At 73.3% G+C, this 21,095-nt stretch carries 20 protein-coding genes and 2 rRNA genes; 5 read left to right on the top strand and 17 right to left on the bottom strand.

Features of this window, described 5'->3' with window-relative positions:
* Positions 1-77 precede the first annotated feature (77 nt).
* The 10 genes from BMW27_RS07615 to BMW27_RS07570 form a co-directional block, all read right to left on the bottom strand.
* Positions 78-1,355 carry an ABC transporter ATP-binding protein gene (locus BMW27_RS07615; protein WP_091441846.1) on the bottom strand — a complete coding sequence of 426 codons (1,278 nt, stop codon included), beginning with the start codon at positions 1,353-1,355 and terminating at the stop codon, positions 78-80.
* Between the two features lie 38 nt (positions 1,356-1,393).
* Positions 1,394-2,227 (bottom strand): carbohydrate ABC transporter permease, encoded by an 834-nt coding sequence (locus tag BMW27_RS07610; RefSeq protein ID WP_091441843.1) that lies wholly within the window; start codon positions 2,225-2,227, stop codon positions 1,394-1,396.
* Positions 2,227-3,189 (bottom strand): carbohydrate ABC transporter permease, encoded by a 963-nt coding sequence (locus BMW27_RS07605; RefSeq protein WP_091441839.1) that lies wholly within the window; start codon positions 3,187-3,189, stop codon positions 2,227-2,229. Before BMW27_RS07605 ends, BMW27_RS07610 begins: the two co-directional genes overlap by 1 nt.
* The gene (locus BMW27_RS07600) at positions 3,186-4,532 is read right to left on the bottom strand and encodes an extracellular solute-binding protein (RefSeq protein WP_091441836.1); all 1,347 of its coding nucleotides are present in this window, start codon (positions 4,530-4,532) and stop codon (positions 3,186-3,188) included. The genes BMW27_RS07605 and BMW27_RS07600 overlap by 4 nt, the downstream gene beginning before the upstream one ends.
* A gap of 169 nt (positions 4,533-4,701) precedes the next feature.
* Complete coding sequence (locus BMW27_RS07595; protein ID WP_091441833.1) at positions 4,702-5,937, bottom strand: DUF4032 domain-containing protein; 1,236 nt, start codon at positions 5,935-5,937, stop codon at positions 4,702-4,704.
* A 121-nt stretch (positions 5,938-6,058) separates the two neighbouring features.
* Positions 6,059-6,649 (bottom strand): TetR/AcrR family transcriptional regulator, encoded by a 591-nt coding sequence (locus BMW27_RS07590; protein WP_091441829.1) that lies wholly within the window; start codon positions 6,647-6,649, stop codon positions 6,059-6,061.
* Between the two features lie 85 nt (positions 6,650-6,734).
* Positions 6,735-7,139, bottom strand: a complete 405-nt coding sequence (locus BMW27_RS07585; protein ID WP_091441826.1) for a helix-turn-helix domain-containing protein — start codon at positions 7,137-7,139, stop codon at positions 6,735-6,737.
* Positions 7,140-7,449: 310 nt separating this feature from the next.
* A complete protein-coding gene (pgsA, locus tag BMW27_RS07580; RefSeq protein ID WP_091441823.1) occupies positions 7,450-8,112 on the bottom strand; it encodes a CDP-diacylglycerol--glycerol-3-phosphate 3-phosphatidyltransferase in 663 nt (220 codons plus the stop codon).
* The gene (gene rimO, locus BMW27_RS07575; RefSeq protein ID WP_091441819.1) at positions 8,109-9,536 is read right to left on the bottom strand and encodes a 30S ribosomal protein S12 methylthiotransferase RimO; all 1,428 of its coding nucleotides are present in this window, start codon (positions 9,534-9,536) and stop codon (positions 8,109-8,111) included. Before rimO ends, pgsA begins: the two co-directional genes overlap by 4 nt.
* Positions 9,537-9,598: 62 nt before the next feature.
* Positions 9,599-12,130, bottom strand: a complete 2,532-nt coding sequence (locus tag BMW27_RS07570) for a DNA translocase FtsK (protein ID WP_091441816.1) — start codon at positions 12,128-12,130, stop codon at positions 9,599-9,601.
* Between the two features lie 211 nt (positions 12,131-12,341).
* Between BMW27_RS07570 and BMW27_RS07565 the strand changes: the two genes are divergently transcribed.
* On the top strand, positions 12,342-12,878 hold the full coding sequence (locus BMW27_RS07565; RefSeq protein ID WP_091441814.1) for a sigma-70 family RNA polymerase sigma factor: 537 nt from the start codon (positions 12,342-12,344) through the stop codon (positions 12,876-12,878).
* On the top strand, positions 12,875-13,540 hold the full coding sequence (locus tag BMW27_RS07560; RefSeq protein WP_091441811.1) for an anti-sigma factor family protein: 666 nt from the start codon (positions 12,875-12,877) through the stop codon (positions 13,538-13,540). Before BMW27_RS07565 ends, BMW27_RS07560 begins: the two co-directional genes overlap by 4 nt.
* Positions 13,541-13,643: 103 nt before the next feature.
* On the opposite strand, the gene BMW27_RS07555 is transcribed toward BMW27_RS07560, so the two are convergent.
* From BMW27_RS07555 to BMW27_RS07540, 4 genes are read right to left on the bottom strand one after another with little or no spacing between them, the layout of a single operon-like run.
* Positions 13,644-15,344: a ribonuclease J gene (locus BMW27_RS07555; protein ID WP_091441808.1), complete on the bottom strand. Its 1,701-nt coding sequence runs from the start codon at positions 15,342-15,344 to the stop codon at positions 13,644-13,646.
* Between the two features lie 10 nt (positions 15,345-15,354).
* Positions 15,355-16,251, bottom strand: a complete 897-nt coding sequence (gene dapA / locus BMW27_RS07550) for a 4-hydroxy-tetrahydrodipicolinate synthase (protein WP_091441805.1) — start codon at positions 16,249-16,251, stop codon at positions 15,355-15,357.
* Positions 16,252-16,260: 9 nt separating this feature from the next.
* Positions 16,261-16,791, bottom strand: coding sequence for a dihydrofolate reductase (locus BMW27_RS07545; protein ID WP_091441803.1), 531 nt, complete (start codon positions 16,789-16,791; stop codon positions 16,261-16,263).
* 5 nt (positions 16,792-16,796) lie between these two features.
* Positions 16,797-17,615, bottom strand: coding sequence for a thymidylate synthase (locus BMW27_RS07540; RefSeq protein WP_175486416.1), 819 nt, complete (start codon positions 17,613-17,615; stop codon positions 16,797-16,799).
* Between the two features lie 89 nt (positions 17,616-17,704).
* Here BMW27_RS07540 and BMW27_RS07535 point away from each other — a divergent pair, with 89 nt between their 5' ends.
* Positions 17,705-18,112 (top strand): DUF1232 domain-containing protein, encoded by a 408-nt coding sequence (locus tag BMW27_RS07535; RefSeq protein ID WP_245743366.1) that lies wholly within the window; start codon positions 17,705-17,707, stop codon positions 18,110-18,112.
* A gap of 6 nt (positions 18,113-18,118) precedes the next feature.
* On the opposite strand, the gene BMW27_RS07530 is transcribed toward BMW27_RS07535, so the two are convergent.
* Entirely contained in the window at positions 18,119-19,330 is a 1,212-nt protein-coding gene (locus BMW27_RS07530; protein ID WP_091441799.1) for a winged helix-turn-helix domain-containing protein, read from the bottom strand.
* 69 nt (positions 19,331-19,399) lie between these two features.
* Here BMW27_RS07530 and BMW27_RS07525 point away from each other — a divergent pair, with 69 nt between their 5' ends.
* Positions 19,400-19,987, top strand: coding sequence for a GNAT family N-acetyltransferase (locus BMW27_RS07525; RefSeq protein WP_091441797.1), 588 nt, complete (start codon positions 19,400-19,402; stop codon positions 19,985-19,987).
* The gene (locus BMW27_RS07520; RefSeq protein WP_091441795.1) at positions 19,984-20,649 is read left to right on the top strand and encodes a DUF2461 domain-containing protein; all 666 of its coding nucleotides are present in this window, start codon (positions 19,984-19,986) and stop codon (positions 20,647-20,649) included. Before BMW27_RS07525 ends, BMW27_RS07520 begins: the two co-directional genes overlap by 4 nt.
* A gap of 106 nt (positions 20,650-20,755) precedes the next feature.
* Here BMW27_RS07520 and rrf read toward each other — a convergent pair.
* Together rrf and BMW27_RS07510 are read right to left on the bottom strand one after the other, a co-directional pair.
* Positions 20,756-20,872 (bottom strand): 5S ribosomal RNA (rrf, locus tag BMW27_RS07515).
* Between the two features lie 125 nt (positions 20,873-20,997).
* Positions 20,998-21,095 (bottom strand): 23S ribosomal RNA (locus BMW27_RS07510); the annotation flags it as partial.

Raw genomic sequence — 21,095 nt, 5'->3', positions numbered from 1 at the left:
CTCCTGACGTGCCCGGGGCGGGAGGCGTCGGGCAGGACGAGGCACCGGCGGCCGGGCCGGCCGCCGGTGCCGTCGGCTCAGGCCGCCCCGGCCCGGGTGGCCCCGCCTCCGACCGTCGTCCCCTGGGCCTGCGCCTCCTGGACCTGCTCGACCCGGTCCTCGGTCGCCATCTGGGTCAGCCGGGCGCCGGCCTCGGCGTCCCGGGTGAGGTTCTCGCCGGTCTGCGGGTCGAAGACGTGCACCTTGCGCGCGTCCAGCCAGAAGTCCGCCTCGCGTCCCTCCCGGATCCGGCTGGTGGCGTCGATGGAGACGATCGCCTGGGTGCGCAGCTCCTCGGCGTCCAGCTCCCGGGACAGCTCGCGCAGCTGGTTGCGGATCGCCTCGGGCGCCTCGTACGGGATGTAGGCGTACTGCGAGTCACCCAGCCACTCGGTCACGTCGACCCGCGCCCGGAACACCGATCCCAGCGGCCGCTTGGCCTCGTCGACCAGCGACGCGTCCTCGAAGTACTCCGGCCGGATGCCGACCAGCAGCAGGTCGCGGCCGCGGACGGCGGCGGCCCGGCGCTCGTCGAGCGTGATCGGCCCGAACGGCGTCTGCAGCCGGTCGCCGTCCAGGCTCGCCGGCAGGAAGTTCATCGGCGGGGAGCCGATGAAGCCGGCGACGAAGAGGTTGACCGGCTGCTCGTACAGCTCGCGCGGCGAGGCGACCTGCTGGATCTTGCCCTTGCGGAGCACGCAGACCCGGTCGCCGAGGGTCATGGCCTCGGTCTGGTCGTGGGTGACGTAGACCGTGGTGATGCCCAGCCGGCGCTGCAGCCGGGAGATCTCGGTGCGCATCTGGCCGCGCAGCTTGGCGTCGAGGTTGGACAGCGGCTCGTCGAAGAGGAACGCCTCGGCCTGGCGCACGATGGCCCGGCCCATGGCCACCCGCTGCCGCTGCCCACCGGAGAGGTTGGCCGGCTTGCGCTCCAGGTGGTCCTTCAGCTCGAGCACGTCGGAGGCCTCGGTGACCCGCCGGCGCACCTCGTCGTCGGGCATCTTCGCCAGCCGCAGCGGGAAGGCGATGTTCTCGTACACCGTCATGTGCGGGTACAGCGCGTAGTTCTGGAACACCATCGACAGGTTGCGGTCGCGCGGTGCGAGGTCGTTGACCCGCTTGCCGCCGATCAGCATGTCCCCGCTGGTGATGTCCTCGAGCCCGACGATCATCCGCAGCAGAGTCGACTTCCCGCAGCCGGACGGACCGACCAGGATCATGAACTCCCCGTCGGCGATGTCCAGGCTGACGTCGTTGACCGCCGGATAGCCGTCGCCGTACTGCTTGACGATGTTGCGCATCTCGATCGAAGCCATGAGATCTCGTCCCCTCGCTGGGTGGGTGGGTACGGGGGTCAGCCCTTGACCGCGCCGTTGGTGAGACCGGCGACGATGCGCCGCTGGAAGAGCAGCACCAGGACGACGACCGGGATCGTGACCACGACCGCCGCCGCGGCGATCGCACCGGTCGGGTCCTCGAACTGCGAGGCACCGGAGAACAGGCCGAGCGCGGCAGGCACCGGCCGCGACGCCTCGGTCGAGGTCAGCGAGATGCCGTACGCGAAGTCGTTCCAGGCGATGAAGAAGGCGATGATCGCGGTGGTGAAGACGCCCGGGGCGGCCAGCGGCACGATCACCTTGCGGAACGCCTGCCAGGTGGTCGCTCCGTCGACCTGCGCGGCCTGCTCCATCTCCCAGGGGATCTCCCGGAAGAACGCCGACATCGTCCAGATGGAGATCGGCAGCGTCAGGGACAGGTACGGGATGATCAGCCCGGGCCAGGTGTCGTAGAGGCCGACCTGCCGCCACAGGTTGAACAGCGGCGTCACGATCGAGATGACCGGGAAGATCGCCACGCCGAGTGCCGTCGAGAGGATCAGCCGCTTGCCGGGGAAGTCCAGCCGGGCGATGGCGTACGCGGCGAACATCGACAGGACGCACGAGATGAACGTCGCGATCAGGCAGATGCCGAACGAGTTCCGCAGCGCCGGCAGGAAGAGCCCGCTGGCCGACCCGGTGAGGATCGTCGCGTAGTTCTCCCAGGTCACCGACGTCGGCAGGAACGACTGGTTGGCGATGTCCGCCGACGCCTTGAACGACAGCGACACGATCCACGCGATCGGGAACAGCGCGTAGAGGACGATCAGGATCCCCCCGACGATCCACCAGGTCTTCTCCCGCTGGGACATCAGCCTTCCCCCCTCGCCTGGGCCAGGTCGATCCGGAAGCCCTTGATGAAGATGAACGCGATCAGCACGACGCTCAGGAACAGCAGGACGGAGACCGCGGAGCCGAGGCCGATCTCCACTCGCGCGATCGTCTGCCGGTAGGCCAGGAAGGAGACCGACTCCGTGCCGTTGGCGCCGGCCGTCATGATGTAGATCGAGTCGAAGATGCGGAACGCGTCGAGCGTGCGGAAGAGCAGGGCGACCATGATCGCCGCCTTCATGTTCGGGATGGTCACCCGCCACATCCGCTGCCACCAGGTGGCGCCGTCGACCTTGGCCGCCTCCTGCAGCACGTCGGGGACCTGCGCGAGGCCGGCGAGGATCAGCAGCGAGATGAAGGGCGTGGTCTTCCAGATCTCCGCCAGGCAGATCACGAGGAGCGAGGTCCACTGGCCGCCGAACCAGTCGGTGTCCGCCGTGATCCCGGGGAGCCAGGCGAACCAGCTGTTCACGAAGCCGGTCTCGATCCGGAAGGCGAACGCCCACGCGAAGGCCGAGACGACCGTGATGACCGCGTACGGGATGAGGATCGCCGCCCGGACGACGGGGCGGATGGAACTGAGCGCCTTGGCCATCACCAGCGCCAGCGCGAAGCCCAGGACCAGCTCGACGACGACGGTCACCACGGTGATGAACAGCGTGACGAGCAGCGCCTGCCACCAGAGACCGTCGGACAGGATCACCGCGTAGTTGCCCAGCCCCCGGAAGGACCGGTTCTCCGGGTCGGTCAGGCGGTAGTTGAACAGCGAGTACCAGAGCGCCTGCAGGATCGGGTAGGCGGTGACCAGCAGCATGACCACGAACGCCGGGCCGGCCAGCAGCCAGCCGAGCTTCCGTTCGGCGCGGGAGCGGTCGCTGATGGTCCCGCGCGGAGCCGCGACCGGTTGGGTCTTCTCGGTGGGTGGCAGCGTGGTGGTGCTCATAGCAGCTGGTCTCCTGACAGGACGGCCTCGATCAGGGCCTGGGCCCGCTCACCGGTCTCGGGCGTCACCGACGACGGGGGGTGGTACTCGCGCTGGATGGCTCCGGAGACCTCGCTGTAGTACGGCGTCTGCGGACGGTTGGCCGCTGCCTCCAGGGACTCCAGGATCGTCGGAGCCATCGGGAAGACCTCCAGCACCTCGGGGTCGTCGTAGACGGCGGCCGAGGAGGCGGGGTTGCCGTTGGTGGTCATGTAGTAGGTCTGGTTCTCGTCGCTGGTGATGCACTCCGTCGCCTGGTAAGCGAGCTCGACGTTCTGGCTCACGGCGCTGACGCCCAGGTCGATCCCGCCGAACGGGGGTGCGCTCGGCTGGCCGGCGTCGACGGCCGGGTACAGCGCCCAGCCGTAGTCCTCCGGCACGGACGCGTCCAGGGTGCCCGCCTCGACGGCGGAGAGCGCCCGCGAGTAGACGAACGGCCAGTTGACCATGAAGCCGGCGTCCGCGCCCTCGAACTCGGTGGCGCTGGTGTCCTCACTGGACGTCGAGAAGGCGGCACCGACGACGCCGGAGTTCGCCACGGTGTTCATCACCTCGGCGGCCCGGGCGGCCGCCGGGCTGGTCAGCCCCAGCTGGATGTCCTCCGGGTTCTCGGAGTTCTCCTCGATGATGGAGCCGCCGGCGGACTCGACGAGCGCGTTGAGCCACACCACCAGCGACTCGGCGCGCCGGCCCTGGGCGCTGAGGAGCTTCCCCTGCTCCTGGGCGGCCGTGACGAGCTGGTCCCAGGTCACCGGCTGGGTCATGTCGAGCCCGGCCGCCTCCGCCACGGACTGGCGGTACCAGAGCAGCTGCGTGTTGGCCCAGAACGGGATGGCGACCAGTTCACCGTCCCACGTCGCGGAGTCGATGGAGCTCTGCACGACGCCCTCAGTGACCCGCTCGGCGAGGTCGTCGGGGACGGGGGCGAGGAAGCCGGCCTGCGCGAACTCGGGGATGTACGGGGGGTCCAGGCTCATCAGGTCGATCGAGGCGTCGCTGGCCGCCAGCCGCCGGACGAGCTGCTCACGCTGGGCGGAGGACTCCCGGGGCAGCTGCGAGGTCTGGATCGTGTACGCGCCGTTCGAGGCGTCGCTGCACCGTTGCGCGATCTCCGCCTGTCCGCCGGAGTCCGGGTTGATGTACCAGTTGAGGACCGGTGCGGAGCCCCCACCCCCGCCACCGCCACAGGCGGCGAGCGTCGAGGCGAGGACCGCGGCCGCCGCCGCTCCGCCCAGCTGACGTCTGCGCCCCCGCGTCGCGGCTCTGCCGGACGATCTGTCCTTGCTGTTCCTCGACACCGTCATCCGCCTCCGTGGGGCGCAGTTCGCTTGAGATCACCGCGGTTTTCGTACCGTGGCCCAGGCCACAGTGGGTGTCAACTCGAACGAAATCACCTCGTTACACCGCCTCCGCGGCCGCCTCGCGGGGTCCCACCGCGGGTCTGCGAGCGGTGGGGGCGATGGGGGTCCCTCCTCAATCGCGGCTGCCGACGATGGCCGAGGGCGTGGTCAGCTCCTTGGGCGTGCGGGGCAGCACGGTGTCGAAGTAGGAGCGCGCGGCCCTCGTCGTCCCGACGTCGTGGCCGGCCTTCTCGGACAGGAACCAGCGGTGCTCGAGGATCTCGTGGAAGACCTCCGCCGGTGCGAGCCGACCGGCGAGGTCGGGCGGGATGGCCTCGACGACGGGCTGGTAGGACTCGGCCAGCCAGCGGTAGCCCGCGACGGTCTCCGGGGCCGGGGCGCCGGTCTGCTGCTCCAGCGTGGCGCGGTAGGCGCGCAGGTCGTTGAGCAGCCGGCGGGCCTGGCGCTCCTGCACCTCCAGGCCGGTCAGCCGGAACAGCTCCCGGCGGTTCTGCCCGGGCTCGGAGACGCGGGTCTCCACCCGCAGCCGCGCGCCGCCCTCGGGATCGGTGACGAGCTCGATCTCGCCCACGTCGAACCCCAGGTCGTTGAGCCGCTGCAGCCGCTCGGCCACCCGCTGGCGCTGCTCGGCCAGCGCGAAGACCTCCTCGCGGTTCACCTCCTCCCACAGCGCCTCGTAGCGCACGGGCAGGCTGTCGGCGACCTCGATGGGGTCCACGTGCGACGGCAGGAGGCTGCCGGCCTGCAGGTCCAGCAGCTCGGCGCCCACCCGCTCCCGTGCCAGGTCGACGTCGTAGCGCCGCTGCCCCGGGCTGAGCTGGGGGTGCCTCTCGGAGGTCTCGGCATCCACGAGATGGGCGGTGAAGGCGCCGGCGTCGAGCCGGAACAGGGTGTTCGACAGCGAGCAGTCGCCCCAGAACACGCCGGCCAGGTGCAGCCGGACGAGCAGCACCACCATGGTGTCGAGCAGCTGCTCCTCGGAGTGCTCGCCGTGGGGCCGGGAGAACAGGTACCGGTAGGACATCGAGTACTCGAGGTAGCGGGTCACCAGGACGGCGTCCTGGTCGTCGGGACGGTCGACGCAGATGCCCAGCACCGAGACCGACGGGAGCCCCTCCTCCTCGAACCGGCCGAGCAGCGCGTACTCGTGGCGGGCCAGCCGCTCCGGGATCTCCTTGAGGGCGTAGACGTGCCCGCCCTGCGCGGTGAACCGGACGACGTGCCGCGAGATGCCGCGCTGCGGGACCTCGAGCAGGAGCTCGGGGTCCCACTCCTCGAGGGGTAGGTGGAAGGGCAGGCTCAGCAGGCCCGCGCCGTCGGTGGCCGGTGGCCGGAAGAGGTACCGCACGACGAGCTCCGATGGTCGCAGCTGCAGCCGACGCCCTGGCGGGGCGGTGCCGGACCGTCACCATCCCACGCCGCACCGCTGGACTGCGCGGCCCGGCGGAACTCGTCTGCCGCGACGCCCGTCAGGACGGCCGGACGAGGTGGGCGAGCCGGTCGGCCGTCGCGCGGCGCACGGCCGGTTCCCCCGGCTGCAGCACCAGACCGAGCAGCCAGCGTGCCGCGAGTTCGGCCACGTCGGCGTCGGCTCCCAGCGCCGTGGCCAGCCGGTCGACCAGCTCCGCCCAGCGCTCGGGCGAGGTGGCCAGCAGACCGGTCAGCACGGCCGGCTCGCCGTCGGCGACGCGGCGCAGCACCGGGTGGCCGGCGACCTCGTCGGCCAGCGCGGTCAGGGCCGCACCGGGAGCGAGGCCGGCGACCAGCGCGGCCAGCCGGTCGAGTTCGGCGGCCAGCAGCGCGCGGGCCACCTCGTCCTTGGTCCGGAAGTGGTTGTAGAGGGTCGCCTTGGCCACCCCGGCCGCGGCCGCCACCGACTGCATGGTGCTGCCGCGCAGGCCACGGTCGGCGAACGCCCGCACGGCACCGTCGAGCAGGCCTGCGCGGGTGCGCTCCATCGCGTTGCCGCCGCGGGTGTGCGAGCCCGGCACGTGCGCGGGAGCGCGGGGGACCCGGCGCGGTGGAGCGGGGTCGTGCGGGAGCGGTGCGGCCGACGCCATGGCCCCTGTCTCGCACCGGGGCCGCTCCCGGTCAAGTGGCCGACGCCGTCCCGCGCCTCCTCCGGGTGGGAGGACGGGTCCTCCCTCAGGCCGCCAGCGACACCGCGCCGGACGCGCGGCCGGCGGCGCGGCCCGGCGCACCGACCAGGGCCAGCGCGGGCTCGGCGACCGGCTGCTCGCCGGAGGTGGCGACCGCCGCCTCCTCGGTGGGGACGCCGGCGGCGTCGGCCGCGGGGACGAGCGGGCGCACGCGGCCGTCCTCGCCGCGCAGTCGCAGGCTGACCTCGGCCAGCAGGTCGGCGAGCTCGACGTCGAGGGCGTCGCAGATCGAGGCGAGCAGCTCGGAGGAGGCCTCCTTCTGCCCCCGCTCGACCTCGGAGAGGTAGCCCAGGCTGACCCGGGCGGCACCGGAGACGTCGCGCAGCGTCCGACGCTGGCGCAGCCGGTGGCCGCGCAGGGTCGTCCCGAGCTGGGTGCGCAGCAGCGTCATCGCCGTCTCCTGTCCTGCCTGTGCGGAAGCGGCGGCACCCGGGGAGGGGGCCGTGCGTTCACGGTACGCGGAGGCACCGACGGTCACCTGGCCGTGCCGGGCGCGTCCGCTCTGGGCGTAACACCGGAGGCCGGGCGGCCCTTCCCCGGTCCGGTCCGGAGCCTCCAGGGGTGAGCGGGACGGCGGCCCTGCAGCGGCCGTCGGCCCCGTTCAGAGGCTCACCGCGGGCCTGCGAGCGGTGCGGAGGACGGGCGGCCCCCTGCAGGGACCCGCCGCGAGCGTGCGAGTGGTGGGGGCAGGGGGTCCTTGCTCAGGCGGCGGCGTCGGTCCGCGGCCCGCCGGCCGGTCCCGCCGAACGGCGAGCGGCCGCGGCGCGCATGGCGCGGGCGCTGGTGCGGCGCAGCGCCAGCGCGCGGTGGACGTAGTCCAGGCCGGTCACCACGGTGAGCACCACGGCGGCGGCCATCACCCACCACCGCAGCGTGCCGAACAGGCCGTCGAACGGGAGGGTGTAGAGCCCGATGGCCAGCGCCTGGAGGACGGTCTTGGCCTTGCCGCCGCGGCTGGCCGCGATCACCCCGTGGCGGATCACCCAGAAGCGCAGCAGGGTCACGCCGACCTCGCGGACGAGGATGGTCAGCGTCACCCACCAGGGCAGCAGCGCGAGGACCGACAGGCCGATGAGGGCGGTGCCGGTCAGCGCCTTGTCGGCGATCGGGTCGGCGAGCTTGCCGAACTCGGTCACCTGACCGGTGCGCCGGGCGATCATCCCGTCGTAGCGGTCGGTGATGATCGCGAGCGCGAAGACGAGGGTGGCCCAGTAACGCCGGTCGTCGTCCATCCCGCCGTCGGCGAGGAGCAGAGCGGCGAACACCGGCACCACGGCCAGCCGGAGCAGGGTGAGCGCGTTGGGCAGGTTGACTACCCGCGCCGACTGGGGCGGCGTGGCGGCCGGGTCCACCGGAGAGTTCATGCGTGCACCGCGGGCACGAGTGCCGTGGCCACCAGGTCGACCCCCTCGGTGTCGACGACCTCTGCGGCGACCAGCATGCCCGCGACCGCGCCGTCCGGCACCCCGGAGACCGTCGTGGTCCCGTCGGCCTCGGGGTCCTGGTGGGCGGCGTGCCCCGCCCACACCCCGCTCCCCTCCCCGGTGGAGAGGTCCTCGGTGAGCAGCACCTCGACCCGCTCACCGAGGCGGTCCTCGGCGCGCTGCGCGGTGAGCTCCTCGACCAGGTCGGTGATCCGCCGGACGCGGGCGTCGATCTCGGCCTGGTCGAGCTTGCCCGGCAGCCCCATCGCCTCGGTCCCCTCCTCGTCGGAGTAGCCGAATACCCCGACGGCGTCCAGCCGCCCCTCGACGAGGAAGCGCTCGAGCTCGGCGACGTCGTCCTCGGTCTCCCCGGGGAAGCCGAGGATGACGTTGGTGCGGAAGCCGGCGGCCGGCGCCAGCGCGCGGGCCCGCTCGATCAGCGCGAGGAAGTCGTCGGTGCCGCCGAAGCGGCGCATCCGGCGCAACAGCGTCGGCGAGGCGTGCTGGAAGGACAGGTCGAAGTAGGGGGCGACCCCGCCGGTGGCGGCGATGACCTCGAGCAGGCCCGGCCGCAGCTCGGCCGGCTGCAGGTAGGCCACCCGCACCCGGACGATGCCCTCGACCGCGGCCAGCTGCGGCAGCAGCCGCTCCAGCTGGCGCAGGTCGCCCAGGTCCTTGCCGTAGGACGTGGAGTTCTCGCTGACCAGGACCAGCTCGGTGACGCCCTGCGCGGCCAGCCACTGCGCCTCGCCGAGCACCTCCGCCGGCGGCCGGGAGACGAACGAGCCGCGGAAGGCCGGGATGGCGCAGAAGGCGCAGCGCCGGTCGCAGCCGGAGGCGAGCTTCAGCGCGGCTGACGGGCCCGAGGCCAGCCGGCGCCGCTGCAGCCAGCCGTGGCCGGGGATGACCGGGGCGTCGGGCGCGGTGACGACCGCGCTGCGGTCCACCGGGCTGATCGGCAGCAGCGTGCGCCGGTCGCGGGGGTCGTGCGGGACGAGCGGACGACCGGTGAGCACGTCGTCGAGCCGGTCGCCGATGGCCGTGTAGTCGTCGAAGCCGAGCACCGTGGCCTCGGGCAGCGCACCGGCGAGCTCGGAGCCGTACCGCTCGGCCATGCAGCCGACCGCGACCACCCGGGCGCCGGAGTCGGTGGCGGCCAGGATGGCGTCGACGGAGTCCTTCTTGGCCGACTCGATGAAGCCGCAGGTGTTCACGAGGACGGCGTCCGCGCCCTCGGCGTCCTCGACCAACCGGTAGCCGCCGGCGGCCAGCCGGCCGGCCAGCTCCTCCGAGTCGACCTCGTTGCGGGCGCACCCGAGGGTCACCACCGCCACGGTGCGGGCAGGGTCGGTCGGAGGTGTCACCGGTCCATCGTAGGGCGCGCTCCGTTCCCCACCAGGAACAGCGAGGGTGACCCGCCCCTCCCCTACCCCTCGGTGCCGCGGAGGGTGAACATCACCGACTCGAGCTCGTCGGGCTTGACCAGCACGTCGCGGGCCTTGGACCCCTCGGACGGGCCGACGATCCCGCGGCTCTCCATGAGGTCCATGAGCCGCCCGGCCTTGGCGAAACCGACCCGCAGCTTGCGCTGCAGCATCGACGTCGAGCCGAACTGGCTGGTGACGACGAGCTCGACGGCCTGGACGAGCAGCTCCAGGTCCCCGCCGATGTCCTCGTCGATCTCCTTCTTCTCGCCCTCGGCGGCGCTGAAGACCTCCTCGCGGTACTCCGGCTCGGCCTGGCGCTTGGTGAACTCGACGACCGCCTCGATCTCGGCGTCGGAGACGTAGGCGCCCTGCACGCGCATCGGCTTGCCCTGGCCAATGGGCATGAACAGCGCGTCGCCCATGCCGATGAGCTTCTCCGCGCCCGGCTGGTCGAGGATGACCCGGCTGTCGGTGAGGCTGGAGGTGGAGAACGCCAGCCGCGAGGGCACGTTGGCCTTGATCAGGCCGGTGACGACGTCGACCGACGGCCGCTGGGTGGCCAGCACCAGGTGGATGCCGGCCGCACGGGCCTTCTGGGTGATCCGGACGATCGACTCCTCGACGTCGCGCGGGGCGACCATCATGAGGTCGGCGAGCTCGTCGACGATGGCGAGGATGTAGGGGTAGGGCCGGTACACCCGCTCGCTGCCCGGCGGAGCCACGATCTCGCCGCGCTCGACCTTGCGGTTGAAGTCGTCGATGTGCCGGACGCCGGTGGACCGCATGTCCTGGTAGCGCTGCTCCATCTCCTCGACCAGCCAGGCCAGCGCGGTGGCCGCCTTCTTCGGGTCGGTGATGATCGGCGTGATCAGGTGCGGGATGCCGTCGTAGGGCGTGAGCTCGACCATCTTCGGGTCGACCAGGATCATCCGCAGCTGGTCGGGGGTCGCCCGCAGCAGCAGCGAGGTCAGCAGCGAGTTGACGCAGCTGGACTTACCGGCACCGGTGGCGCCGGCGACCAGCAGGTGCGGCATCTTGGCCAGGTTCGCGCAGACGAACCCGCCCTCGATGTCCTTGCCCAGCCCGACCAGCATCGGGTGCGGGTCCTGCTTGGCCACCTGGGAGCGGAGCACGTCACCGAGGCTGACCATCTCGCGGTCGGTGTTCGGCACCTCGACGCCGACGGCGGACTTGCCGGGGATCGGGGCGAGGATCCGGATATTGTCGTTGGCCACCGCGTAGGCCATGTTCTTGGTCAGCGCGGTGATCTTCTCGACCTTGACCGCCGGACCCAGCTCGATCTCGTACCGGGTGACCGTCGGGCCGCGGGTGAAGCTGGTGACGACGGCGTCGATGTTGAACTGCTCGAGCACGCCGGTGATGGCCTCGATCGCCGCCTCGTTGGCCTTCGAGCTCTTCTTCGGCGGGTCGCCGGGGCGCAGCACGCCGACCGAGGGGAGCGTGTACTGCCCCTCGACCGGCTCGATGCGCAGCTGCTCGGGCTCGGCGATGGGCTCGAGCTCCTCCACCGGCGTGGTCCGGTCCACCACCGCGGGGCGGCGGGTCGGGACCGGCGGGGGCGGCGGCTCGTGGCGCACCGCCTCGGGTGCGTCGTCCAGCGCCGCGTGGTCGATCGCCGGCACGGTCTCCACCGGGCCGGTGTCCATCAGGTCGTCCGCCAGCGCCCGGCGGCGGCCGCGGCGGGGCGCCGGCGGCTCGGCCGGCTCCTCCTCGTCGTCCCAGTCCTCGTCGTAGACGTCCTCGTCGTCGTGGGCCTGACCCAACAGGCGGTCGGCGAGCTCGCGGAACCGCTCGGGGATCCGGTGCACCGGCGTGGCGGTCAGCACCAGCAGGCCGAAGAAGGCCAGCAGGACCAGCAGGACGACGGCGACGACGGTGCCCACGCCCGCGACCAGCGGCATGGCCGCGGCCCAGCCGACCAGCCCGCCGGAGCCGGGCCGGTCCTGCGACGGGGCGGCGCCCTCGCCGACGACCTCGGCGATGCCCAGCACCGACACCACCAGGCACAGCCAGCCGATCGCCAGCCTGCCGCGCGCCTCGGGGCGCGGGCCGCGGCGCAGCAGCCGCAGCGCGGCCAGGAACAGCACGACCGGCAGCACCACGACCAGCGAGCCGACGATCCAGCGGACCCCGCCGGCGAAGGCGGCGCCGACCGGGCCGATGCCGTTGCTCCAGGCGGCCGCACCCAGGACGACGGCCAGGCCCAGCACGGCCAGGCCGACGCCGTCGCGGCGGTGCTCGGGCGCGAGCGGCTCGGCCTCCTCCGGGCGGGCGACCGAGCGGGCCAGCCCGCCGGCGCCCCGCGCCAGCAGCGACCAGCCACCGCTGACGACGCTCCACAGACCGGGACCGGCCCCCTTGGACGCGGGCTTGCGGGCGGCGGGCTTGCGGCCGCCGGCGGCGGGTCGCTTGGCGGGCGGGCGCTTCCGGGACGCGGTCGACCCGGAGCCCGAGCGTCCGCGCGCGGACGACCGGCCCGAGGGTCGGGTCGTCGTCGTGCGAGCAGGCATGCGTCGACGGTAACGGCCGCCGGGCCGCCCCGACGGCAGGCGCAGCGTGTCCGCATGCCAAGCCGCACGGGAACGGTTCGGCACGTCTCGGCTGCAGAGCCGCGCCGGGACGCCGATGGAGCGGGCCCGCGCCACGATGGGGAGCCGGCTCGGCCGGTCGGTGAACCGGGACGCCCCGGCAGCCGTACACCTCCCGACGGGAGGAGCACCGATGATGCGCGAGCACGGGCGGCTGGAGGGCCGCGAGCTCGACGTCCGGGCGGCCTACGCCGCGCACGGCGCGGAGCTGTACCGCTTCGCGCTGCGCCAGCTGGGTGACGGCGGCGCCGCGCAGGACGTCGTCCAGGAGGTGTTCCTGCGCGCCTGGCGTTCCGCGGACGCCTACGACCCGCGCCTGGCCAGCCTGCGGACCTGGCTGTTCGCCATCGCCCGCAACGTCGTCGTCGACGAGGCGCGGCGGTCCGCCGTCCGGCCGTGGCAGCGGACGCTGACCGACGGCGCGGGCGACGACGTCCCCGCAGGCGGCGGCGTCGACGAGGCGCTGGTGGACGAGTGGGTCGTCGAGGAGGCGCTGCGCCGGATCGGCGAGGACCACCGGACGGCGATCGTGCAGACCCATCTGCGCGGACGGCCGCACGCGGAGGTGGCCGCGGAGCTCGGCATCCCGGTCGGCACGCTGCGGAGCCGGGTGTTCTACGGCCTCAAGGCACTGCGGTTGGCGATGGAGGAGATGGGGGTGGAACCGTGACCGAGCGGGGAGAGCACCGGAGACTGCGCGAGCAGCTGGGCTGGTACGCCCTCGGGCACGGGACGCCGGAGGAGCGGGCCGGCGTCCGCGCCCACCTCGACGGGTGCGCCTCCTGCCGAGCGGAGCTCGCCGAGCTCTCGCCGCTCGCCGCACGGCTGGAGGGCGTGGACCCCGACCGGCTCGACGAGCAGCCGGCGCCCCCGGCCGGCCTCGGCGAGGCGGTGCTCGCGCGGATCGCAGCCGAGGAGCCGCTGCGGCGGCGGCGGACGTGGTCCCGCCGGGCGCTGGCCGTGGCCGCCGCAGCGGGTGTGGCCGCGGCGGGTTTCGGGATCGGCTGGCTGGCCCGTCCGGTGCCGAACCCGCTGCCGCTCGAGCCGGTCGCGGTGCAGGTCGCGGACAGCGGCATCCGGGCCACCGCCGACGTCGTCCCGCACACCTGGGGCGTGGAGGTGAAGCTGACCGGTGAGGGGTTCACCGCCGGCGCGGTCTACCGCGTCGTGGTCACCGACGAGGACGGCACCGCGGTCCCCGCCGGTGAGTTCCTCGGCGTGGGGCCCGCGGAGCTGCGCTGCAACCTCAACTCCTCGGTGCTGCGGGAGGACGCCACCGGTTTCCAGGTCGTGGCCGCCGACGGCACCGTGGTGGCGAGCTCGGAGCTGTGACGAGCAGCGGCGCCGGGGACCCCGTGGTCCCCCGGCGCCGCCCGCGGCCCCGCCTCCGGTCCCGCCGCGAGCCTGCGGGGGGTGGAGAGGACGGGGTCCTCCTTCAGACCTCGAGAACGGTCGGGATGATCATGGGACGGCGGCGGTAGGTGTCGGACACCCACTTGCCGATCGTCCGGCGGATCACCTGGGAGAGCCGGTGCGCGTCGGTGACCCCGTCAGCCAGCGTGCGCCGCAGGGCCTCCTCGACCAGCTGCAGAGCCGGGTCGAAGACGGAGGGGTCGTCGGCGAAGCCGCGGGCGGAGAGGTGCACCGGCCGCACGATGGTGCGCGTCGAGGGCTCGATGACGACGGTGAGCGCCACGAAGCCCTCGTCGCCGAGGATCCGCCGCTCCTGCAGCGACTCCTCCCCCACGTCGCCGACGTTGAGGCCGTCGACGTAGACGTCCCCGACCGGCACCGACCCGACGATCGTCGCCTTGCCGTCGACCAAGTCGACGACGACGCCGTTCTCGGCGAGCAACACCCGGTCGCCGGCCATCCCGGTCTCCTCGGCCAGCGCCGCGTGCGCCCGTAGGTGGCGCCACTCGCCGTGCACCGGCATGAGGTGTCGCGGCTTGGCCACGTTGAGCAGCGTGCGCAGCTCGCCGGCCGGGGCGTGCCCGGAGACGTGCACCCGCGCGGTCTCCTTGTGCACCACGGTGGCGCCGAGCCGCGCCAGCCCGTTGATCACCTTGTAGACCGCGGTCTCGTTGCCCGGCACCAGCGAGGAGGCCAGCACGATCGTGTCGCCGGCCTCGATGGTCACCTGGTGGTGCTCACCGCGGGCCATCCGCCCGAGTGCCGACAGCGGCTCCCCCTGCGACCCGGTGCTCACCAGCACGACCTGCTCCGGCGGCATGCTGGTCGCCTCGTCCAGGCCGACCATGAGGCCGGGCGCGACGCGCAGCAGTCCGAGGTCGCGGGCCACCCCCATGTTGCGGACCATCGAGCGGCCGACGAAGGCGACCTTGCGGCCGTGCACCTCGGCGGCGTCGAGCACCTGCTGGATGCGGTGCACGTGGCTGGCGAAGCTGGAGACGATCAGCCGCTGGGTGGCCCGCCGGAACACGTCCTCCAGGACCGGGCCGATCGACCGCTCGGGCGTGACGAACCCGGGGATCTCGGCGTTGGTGGAGTCGGCGAGCAGCAGGTCGATGCCCTCCAGGCCCAGCCGGGCGAAGGCGCCCAGGTCCGTGAGGACGCCGTCCAGCGGCAGCTGGTCCATCTTGAAGTCGCCGGTGTGCACGAGGACGCCGGCCGGCGTGTGCACGGCCACGGCCAGCGCGTCGGGGATCGAGTGGTTGACCGAGATGAACTCGCAGTGGAACGGGCCCGCGAGGTGGTCGTCGCCGGCGGCCACCTGGACCAGCACCGGGTCCAGCCGGTGCTCGCGCAGCTTGGCCTTGACCAGGGCGAGGGTGAACCGGGACCCCACCAGCGGGATGTCGCCGCGCATGCGCAGCAGGTAGGGGATCGCGCCGATGTGGTCCTCGTGCCCGTGGGTGAGGACGACGGCGACGACGTCGTCGAGCCGGTGCTCGATGATCCCGAAGTCGGGGAGGATCAGGTCGACGCCCGGCTGCTCGGCCTCCGGGAACAGCACGCCGCAGTCGATGACGAGCAGCTTGCCGTCGAACTCGAGGACGGCCATGTTGCGGCCGATCTCGCCCAGCCCGCCGAGCGCCATCACCCGCAGCCCACCGTCGGGTAGCGCGGGCGGTGCCTGCAGGTCCAGGTGCGGCTGGGTGGTCGAGGTGGTCACGAGGTCGCGCTCACAGGTGGATGCCTCCGTCGGCGAGGTCGGCGCGCAGCTGCGCCAGTTGTTCGGGGGTGGCGTCGACCAGCGGCGGGCGCACCGGCCCGGCGGGCAGGCCCAGCTCGCGCAGCGCCGCCTTGGTCAGGATGACGCCCTGGGTGCGGAAGACGCCGGTGTAGAGCGGGAGCATGCTCTCGTTGACCGCGCGGGCCTTCACCAGGTCGCCGGACTCGACGGCGGTGACCAGCTCGGCCAGCCGCGGGCCGGCGAGGTGCCCGACGACGCTCACGACGCCCACACCGCCGACCGCCAGCAGCGGCAGGTTGAGCATGTCCTCGCCGCTGTAGTACGCCAGGTCGGTGCGGGCGAGGGTGTGCATGACCGCGCCGAGGTCGCCCTTGGCGTCCTTGACCGCGACGATGCGCGGGTGCTCGGCCAGCCGGGCGAGGGTGTCCACCTCGATGGGGACGACCGAGCGCGGCGGGATGTCGTACAGCATCACCGGCAGGTCGGTGGCGTCGGCGACGGCGGTGAAGTGCCTCAGCAGGCCGGCCTGCGGGGGCTTGTTGTAGTACGGGGTCACGACGAGCAGGCCGTGCGCGCCCACCTGCTCGGCCCGGCGCGCGTTCTCGATGGTGTGCGCGGTGTCGTTGGTGCCGACGCCCGCGACGACGGTCGCGCGGTCACCCACCGCGTCGAGCACCGCCTCCAGCACGGCGCGCTGCTCACCCTCGCTCAGGGTGGGCGCCTCGCCGGTGGTGCCGAGCACGACCAGGCCGTCGTGCGCCTGCCGGTCGACCAGGTGGGCGGCCAGCTCCTGGGCCCCCGCGAGGTCGATCGAGCCGTCCTCGGCGAAGGGGGTCACCATCGCCGTGAGCACACGCCCGAAGGGCCGGGCGGGGTCACTGGTCATACCGGGAATCTACCGACCCGTCCCGGCCGACACGTCGGCGTCGGTCGCTGCGCGCGCGTACTCCGACACCGCGTACCGCAGGCCGGTGGTGGACGCCGACCAGCCCGCCGCCGGGGTGCGCGACACCCGCGCCCACTCCGCGCCCAGCTGCGGAGCCCAGGTGTCGCCGTCGACGTCGGTGTCGACGTCGGTGACGACCACCCGGTCGGCGTGCGGGAGGAACGCGGCGTAGACCCGGCCACCGCCGATGACCCAGAGGTCGCCGGCGTCCGCGCGCGCCAGCACGTCCCCGACCCCGCCCACCCGCTCGGCGCCGTCCGCGGCCCACGAGCGGTCGGTGGTGAGGACGACGTTGCGCCGTCCGGGCAACGGGCGGAACCGCTCGGGCAGCGACTCCCAGGTGCGCCGGCCCATGACGACCGTGCTGCCCGTGGTGAGCTCGCGGAACAGGCGGAGGTCCTCGGGCAGGTGCCAGGGCAGCCGGCCGTCGACCCCGATCACCCCGCCGCGGGCCTGCGCCCAGACCAGCCCGACGGCCACGCGGCTCAGACCGCCACCGCGGCGCGGATCGTGGGGTGGTGCCGGTAGTCGCGCAGCGTGAAGTGCTCGTAGGTGTAGTCGAACAGCGAGGGCGCCGGGGCCAGGTCGAGGGTCGGGAAGGGCAGCGCCTCGCGGGAGAGCTGCTCGCGGACCTGGTCGACGTGGTTGCTGTAGACGTGGCAGTCGCCCCCGACCCAGATGAAGTCACCGGGGGCCAGGCCCACCTGAGCGGCGACCATGCGGGTGAGCAGCGCGTAGCTGGCGATGTTGAACGGCACGCCGAGGAACATGTCGGCGCTGCGCTGGTAGAGCTGGCAGGACAGCCGCCCGTCGGCGACGTGGAACTGGAACAGCGCGTGGCAGGGCGCGAGCGCCATGTCCGGCAGCGCGGCGACGTTCCAGGCCGACACGACCATGCGCCGGGAGTCCGGATCGGTGCGCAGCGTCTCCAGGACGCCCGCGATCTGGTCGACGTGCTCACCGCCGGGCGTGGGCCAGGACCGCCACTGGACGCCGTAGACCGGACCGAGCTCGCCCTCCGGCGAGGCCCACTCGTCCCAGATGCTGACCCTGTTCTCCTGCAGCCACCGCACGTTGCTGTCACCGCGGAGGAACCACAGCAGCTCGTAGGCGATCGACCGGAAGTGCACCGACTTCGTGGTGACCAGCGGGAACCGCTCGGCGAGGTCGTAGCGCAGCCGCTCGCCGAACAGGCTCACCGTGCCGGTGCCCGTCCGGTCCTGCTTGGGGGTGCCCTGCTCGAGCACCCGGCGCAGCAGGTCCTCGTACTGGGTGTCGATCGGGCCGTCGGTCGCGCTTGCCACGGACCCGAGCCTACGGGCGGGTGCCGACAGGGGACCGCGACACCGGTCACCTGCCCACCGCTCCTGCCCCACGAGCCAGACTCGTCACCGTGGAGTGGTGGGGCGTGCTCGCAGCGGTCGTCGGCGGGCTGCTGCTGCTCTGGGGCGTCCTGCTGCTGCTCCTGTGGCGGACGCGGCCTCCGGACCTCACCGTGCGCGAGGCGCTGCGGCTGCTGCCGGACCTGGTGCGCCTGGTGCGCCGGCTGGCCGCCGACCGGTCCCTGCCCCGGGGCGTCCGGGTGCGGCTGTGGCTGCTGCTGGTCTACCTGCTCTCGCCGGTGGACCTGGTGCCCGACGTCGTCCCGGTCCTCGGCTACGCCGACGACGTCGTCGTGGTGGCCCTGGCGCTCCGATCGGTGGTTCGTGCAGCCGGGGCGCCTGCCGTGCAGCGCGCCTGGCCGGGCGGGCCCGCGGGCCTCGCCGTCGTGCAGCGCCTGGCCGGGCTCGGCGGGGACTGAGCCCGTTCAGCCCACGACGGCGGCGAGGTCGGCAGCCAGGTCGCCGCGCTCGCCCACGACGACGGCGCCCAGCTGCATCCAGCCGGCCATGAGCGCCAGCTCCGCGGCGAGAGCAGCGGTCACCTCGGCACGGTCCACGCCCTCCTCGGCGAACGCCGACTGGACCCGCAGGACCCCGGCGTGCCGGTCGGCCTTGAGGTCGACCCGCGCCACCAGCCGGTCGCCGAGCAGGAACGGCAGGACGTAGTAGCCGTGCACCCGCTGAGCCGCCGGCGTGTAGATCTCCAGCCGGTACCGGAAGCCGAAGATGCGCTCCACCCGCGGCCGCTCCCAGACCAGGGAGTCGAAGGGGCTCAGCAGCGCCCGTGCCCGCACCCGGCGGGGACGGCGTGCCGTGGGGTGCAGCCACGCCGGCGCACCCCAGCCGGTCACCTCGACGGGGACGAGCTCGCCCGCGTCGGCCAGTTCGGCGATCGCCGCCCGCGCGGCCGGCGGGCGCAGCCGGAAGTAGTCGCGCAGGTCGCGCTCGGTGGCCACGCCCAGGGCACGCGAGGCGGTGCGCACCAGCTCGCGGACGGCGTCGGCCGGCGCCGGGGTGGGAACGCGGAGCACGGCTGCGGGCAGCACCCGCTCGGTGAGGTCGTAGACGCGTTCGAAGCCCGCCGTCCGGCCCCGGGTGGTGACGACGCCGGTGTAGAAGAGCCACTCGAGGGCGACCTTGCCGGCGTGCCAGTTCCACATGCTCCCGGGCCGGTCCGGTCGCGGCTCGGCGAGGTCGCTGGCCTTGAGCGGACCGGTCTCCCGCACCCGCTCGAGGACCTCGCTGACGAATCCCGGACGCTCGCGCTGGATCCGGACCATCGAGCCCCAGGCGTGCTCCTCGGCCGCCGCCATCCGCCAGCGCAGGTGCGGGTGCAACCGGACGGGGAGCAGCGACGCCTCGTGCGCCCAGTACTCGAACAGCTTGCTGCGGCGGTCGGCGAGGTCGTCGAGCGTCTCGCGCGGATAGGGTCCGAGGCGGCTGAAGGCCGGCAGGTAGTGAGCGCGGGACAGCACGTTGACCGAGTCGATCTGCAGCACGGCCAGCCGGGACGTCATCCGGCGCAGCTGCCGCCCGTCGACGGCGCCCGTGGGCCGCGGGTCGGCGAGACCCTGCGCGGCCAGGGCGATGCGGCGGGCCAGCGCGGCCGGCAGCCGGTCGGCGACGGGTGCTCCCACGGCGGCCGATCCTGCCCGGGACCCCTGACGACTCCGGCAGGCACCCCGTCGCGGCCTACGCTGCCTGGCGTGCAGCCGACCTCGCCGTTCCCCCGCCGGGCCGCGGAGGTGTCGGTCCGCCCAGCGCGGCGCTCCGACGCCCCCGCGGTCGCCCGCGTGCAGGCCGTCACCTGGCGGACGGCGTACCGCACGGTGCTGCCCTCCGAGGTCCTCGACGGCTGGGACGAGGCCGCGGCAGCCGATGCCTGGCGGGCCGCGGTGACCGCACCGCCCACCCCGGGGCACCGCGTCCTCGTGGCGGTGGAGCGGGACGTGGTGGTCGGCTTCGCCGCCTCCGGCCCCGCGGAGCTCGCCGCGGACGAGCACCCGCACCCTGCGGGTCCCAGCAGCGAGATCGCCACCCTGCTGGTCGAGCCCCGCTGGGGGCGGCGCGGGCACGGCAGCCGGCTGCTCGCCGCGGTCACCGACCTGGCCCGGGACGACGGGACGGCGCGCCTGCAGGTGTGGTTGCCGGACCAGGATGCGGTGTCCGCGGGCTTCTTCGAGTCGGCGGGCTGGGCGCGCGACGGCTGGACTCGCACGCTGGACACCGGGGGGACGCCGCTCCGCGAGGTCCGCTGGCACACCCTGCTGCAGGAGGCGGACGGGAGACGATGACCTTCGAGGGGTTCCCCGACGAGGGGCTGGTCTTCTACGAGGGCCTGGAGGCCGACAACAGCAAGACCTACTGGACCCGCAGTCGTCCGACCTACGACGCCTTCGTGCGGGCGCCGATGCAGGCGCTCCTCGACGAGCTGGCAGGTGAGTTCGGCACCGCGCAGCTCTTCCGCCCCTACCGCGACGTGCGCTTCAGCAACGACAAGACGCCGTACAAGACCCACCAGGGTGCGGTCGTGAACCCCGACGGTCGGGGCGCCGGGGCCTGGTACGTGCAGGTGTCCGCCGACGGGCTGATGGTCGCCGGTGGGTGCTGGCGCCTGGAGTCCGACCAGGTGGCCCGCTACCGCCGCGCCGTGGCGGACGACGTGCAGGGCCCGCGGCTGCGCGCCGAGGTGGACCGGCTCGCGACGGCCGGCTGGACGATCGACGGCGAGCGGTTGGTCCGGGTACCGGCCGGCTTCGGCCGGGACGGCGACCGCGCCGACCTGCTCCGGCACAGGTCCCTGTACGCCACCCGCCGTTGGGAGCCCGCCGATTGGCTGCACGACCGCCGGGCGCTCGACGAGGTGCGCGACGCGTGGCGCGACCTGACCGCGCTCAACGCGTGGCTGGCGGACAACGTCGGGGCGACGACGCGGGAGCCGCGCGCCCGCCGCTGACCCGCACCGGGACGGGACCCGGCGGAGCGTCCCAGGGACAGCGGTTTCTGGTCGGGGGTGCACGAAGGGCCCTCACCGAGTGGTGAGGGCCCTTCGTGGAATGGTTGTCCGGCGGTGTCCTACTCTCCCACCCCGTTCCCGGGGCAGTACCATCGGCGCTGAGAGGCTTAGCTTCCGGGTTCGGAATGGGACCGGGCGTTTCCCTCTCGCCATGACCGCCGTAACACTGTGAACCTGACCGACCGGATCCCGGTTGGTGCGTTCAGAACCGCACAGTGGACGCTGTTTGCTACGCATGATTCTTCGACCGTCACCCCGCACACCTGGTGTGGGGGTCGTTGTGGTCGTGTGGTCAAGCCCTCGGCCTGTTAGTACCGGTCAGCTCCACACCTCGCGGTGCTTCCACCTCCGGCCTATCAACCCGCTGGTCTGGGCGGGGGCCTTAC

Origin of the sequence: Geodermatophilus poikilotrophus, from assembly GCF_900111455.1 — a bacterium.
GTDB lineage: Bacteria > Actinomycetota > Actinomycetes > Mycobacteriales > Geodermatophilaceae > Geodermatophilus > Geodermatophilus poikilotrophus.
Note: the sequence above shows the minus strand (reverse complement) of the source record. Positions and strands in the feature narration are given on the sequence as shown.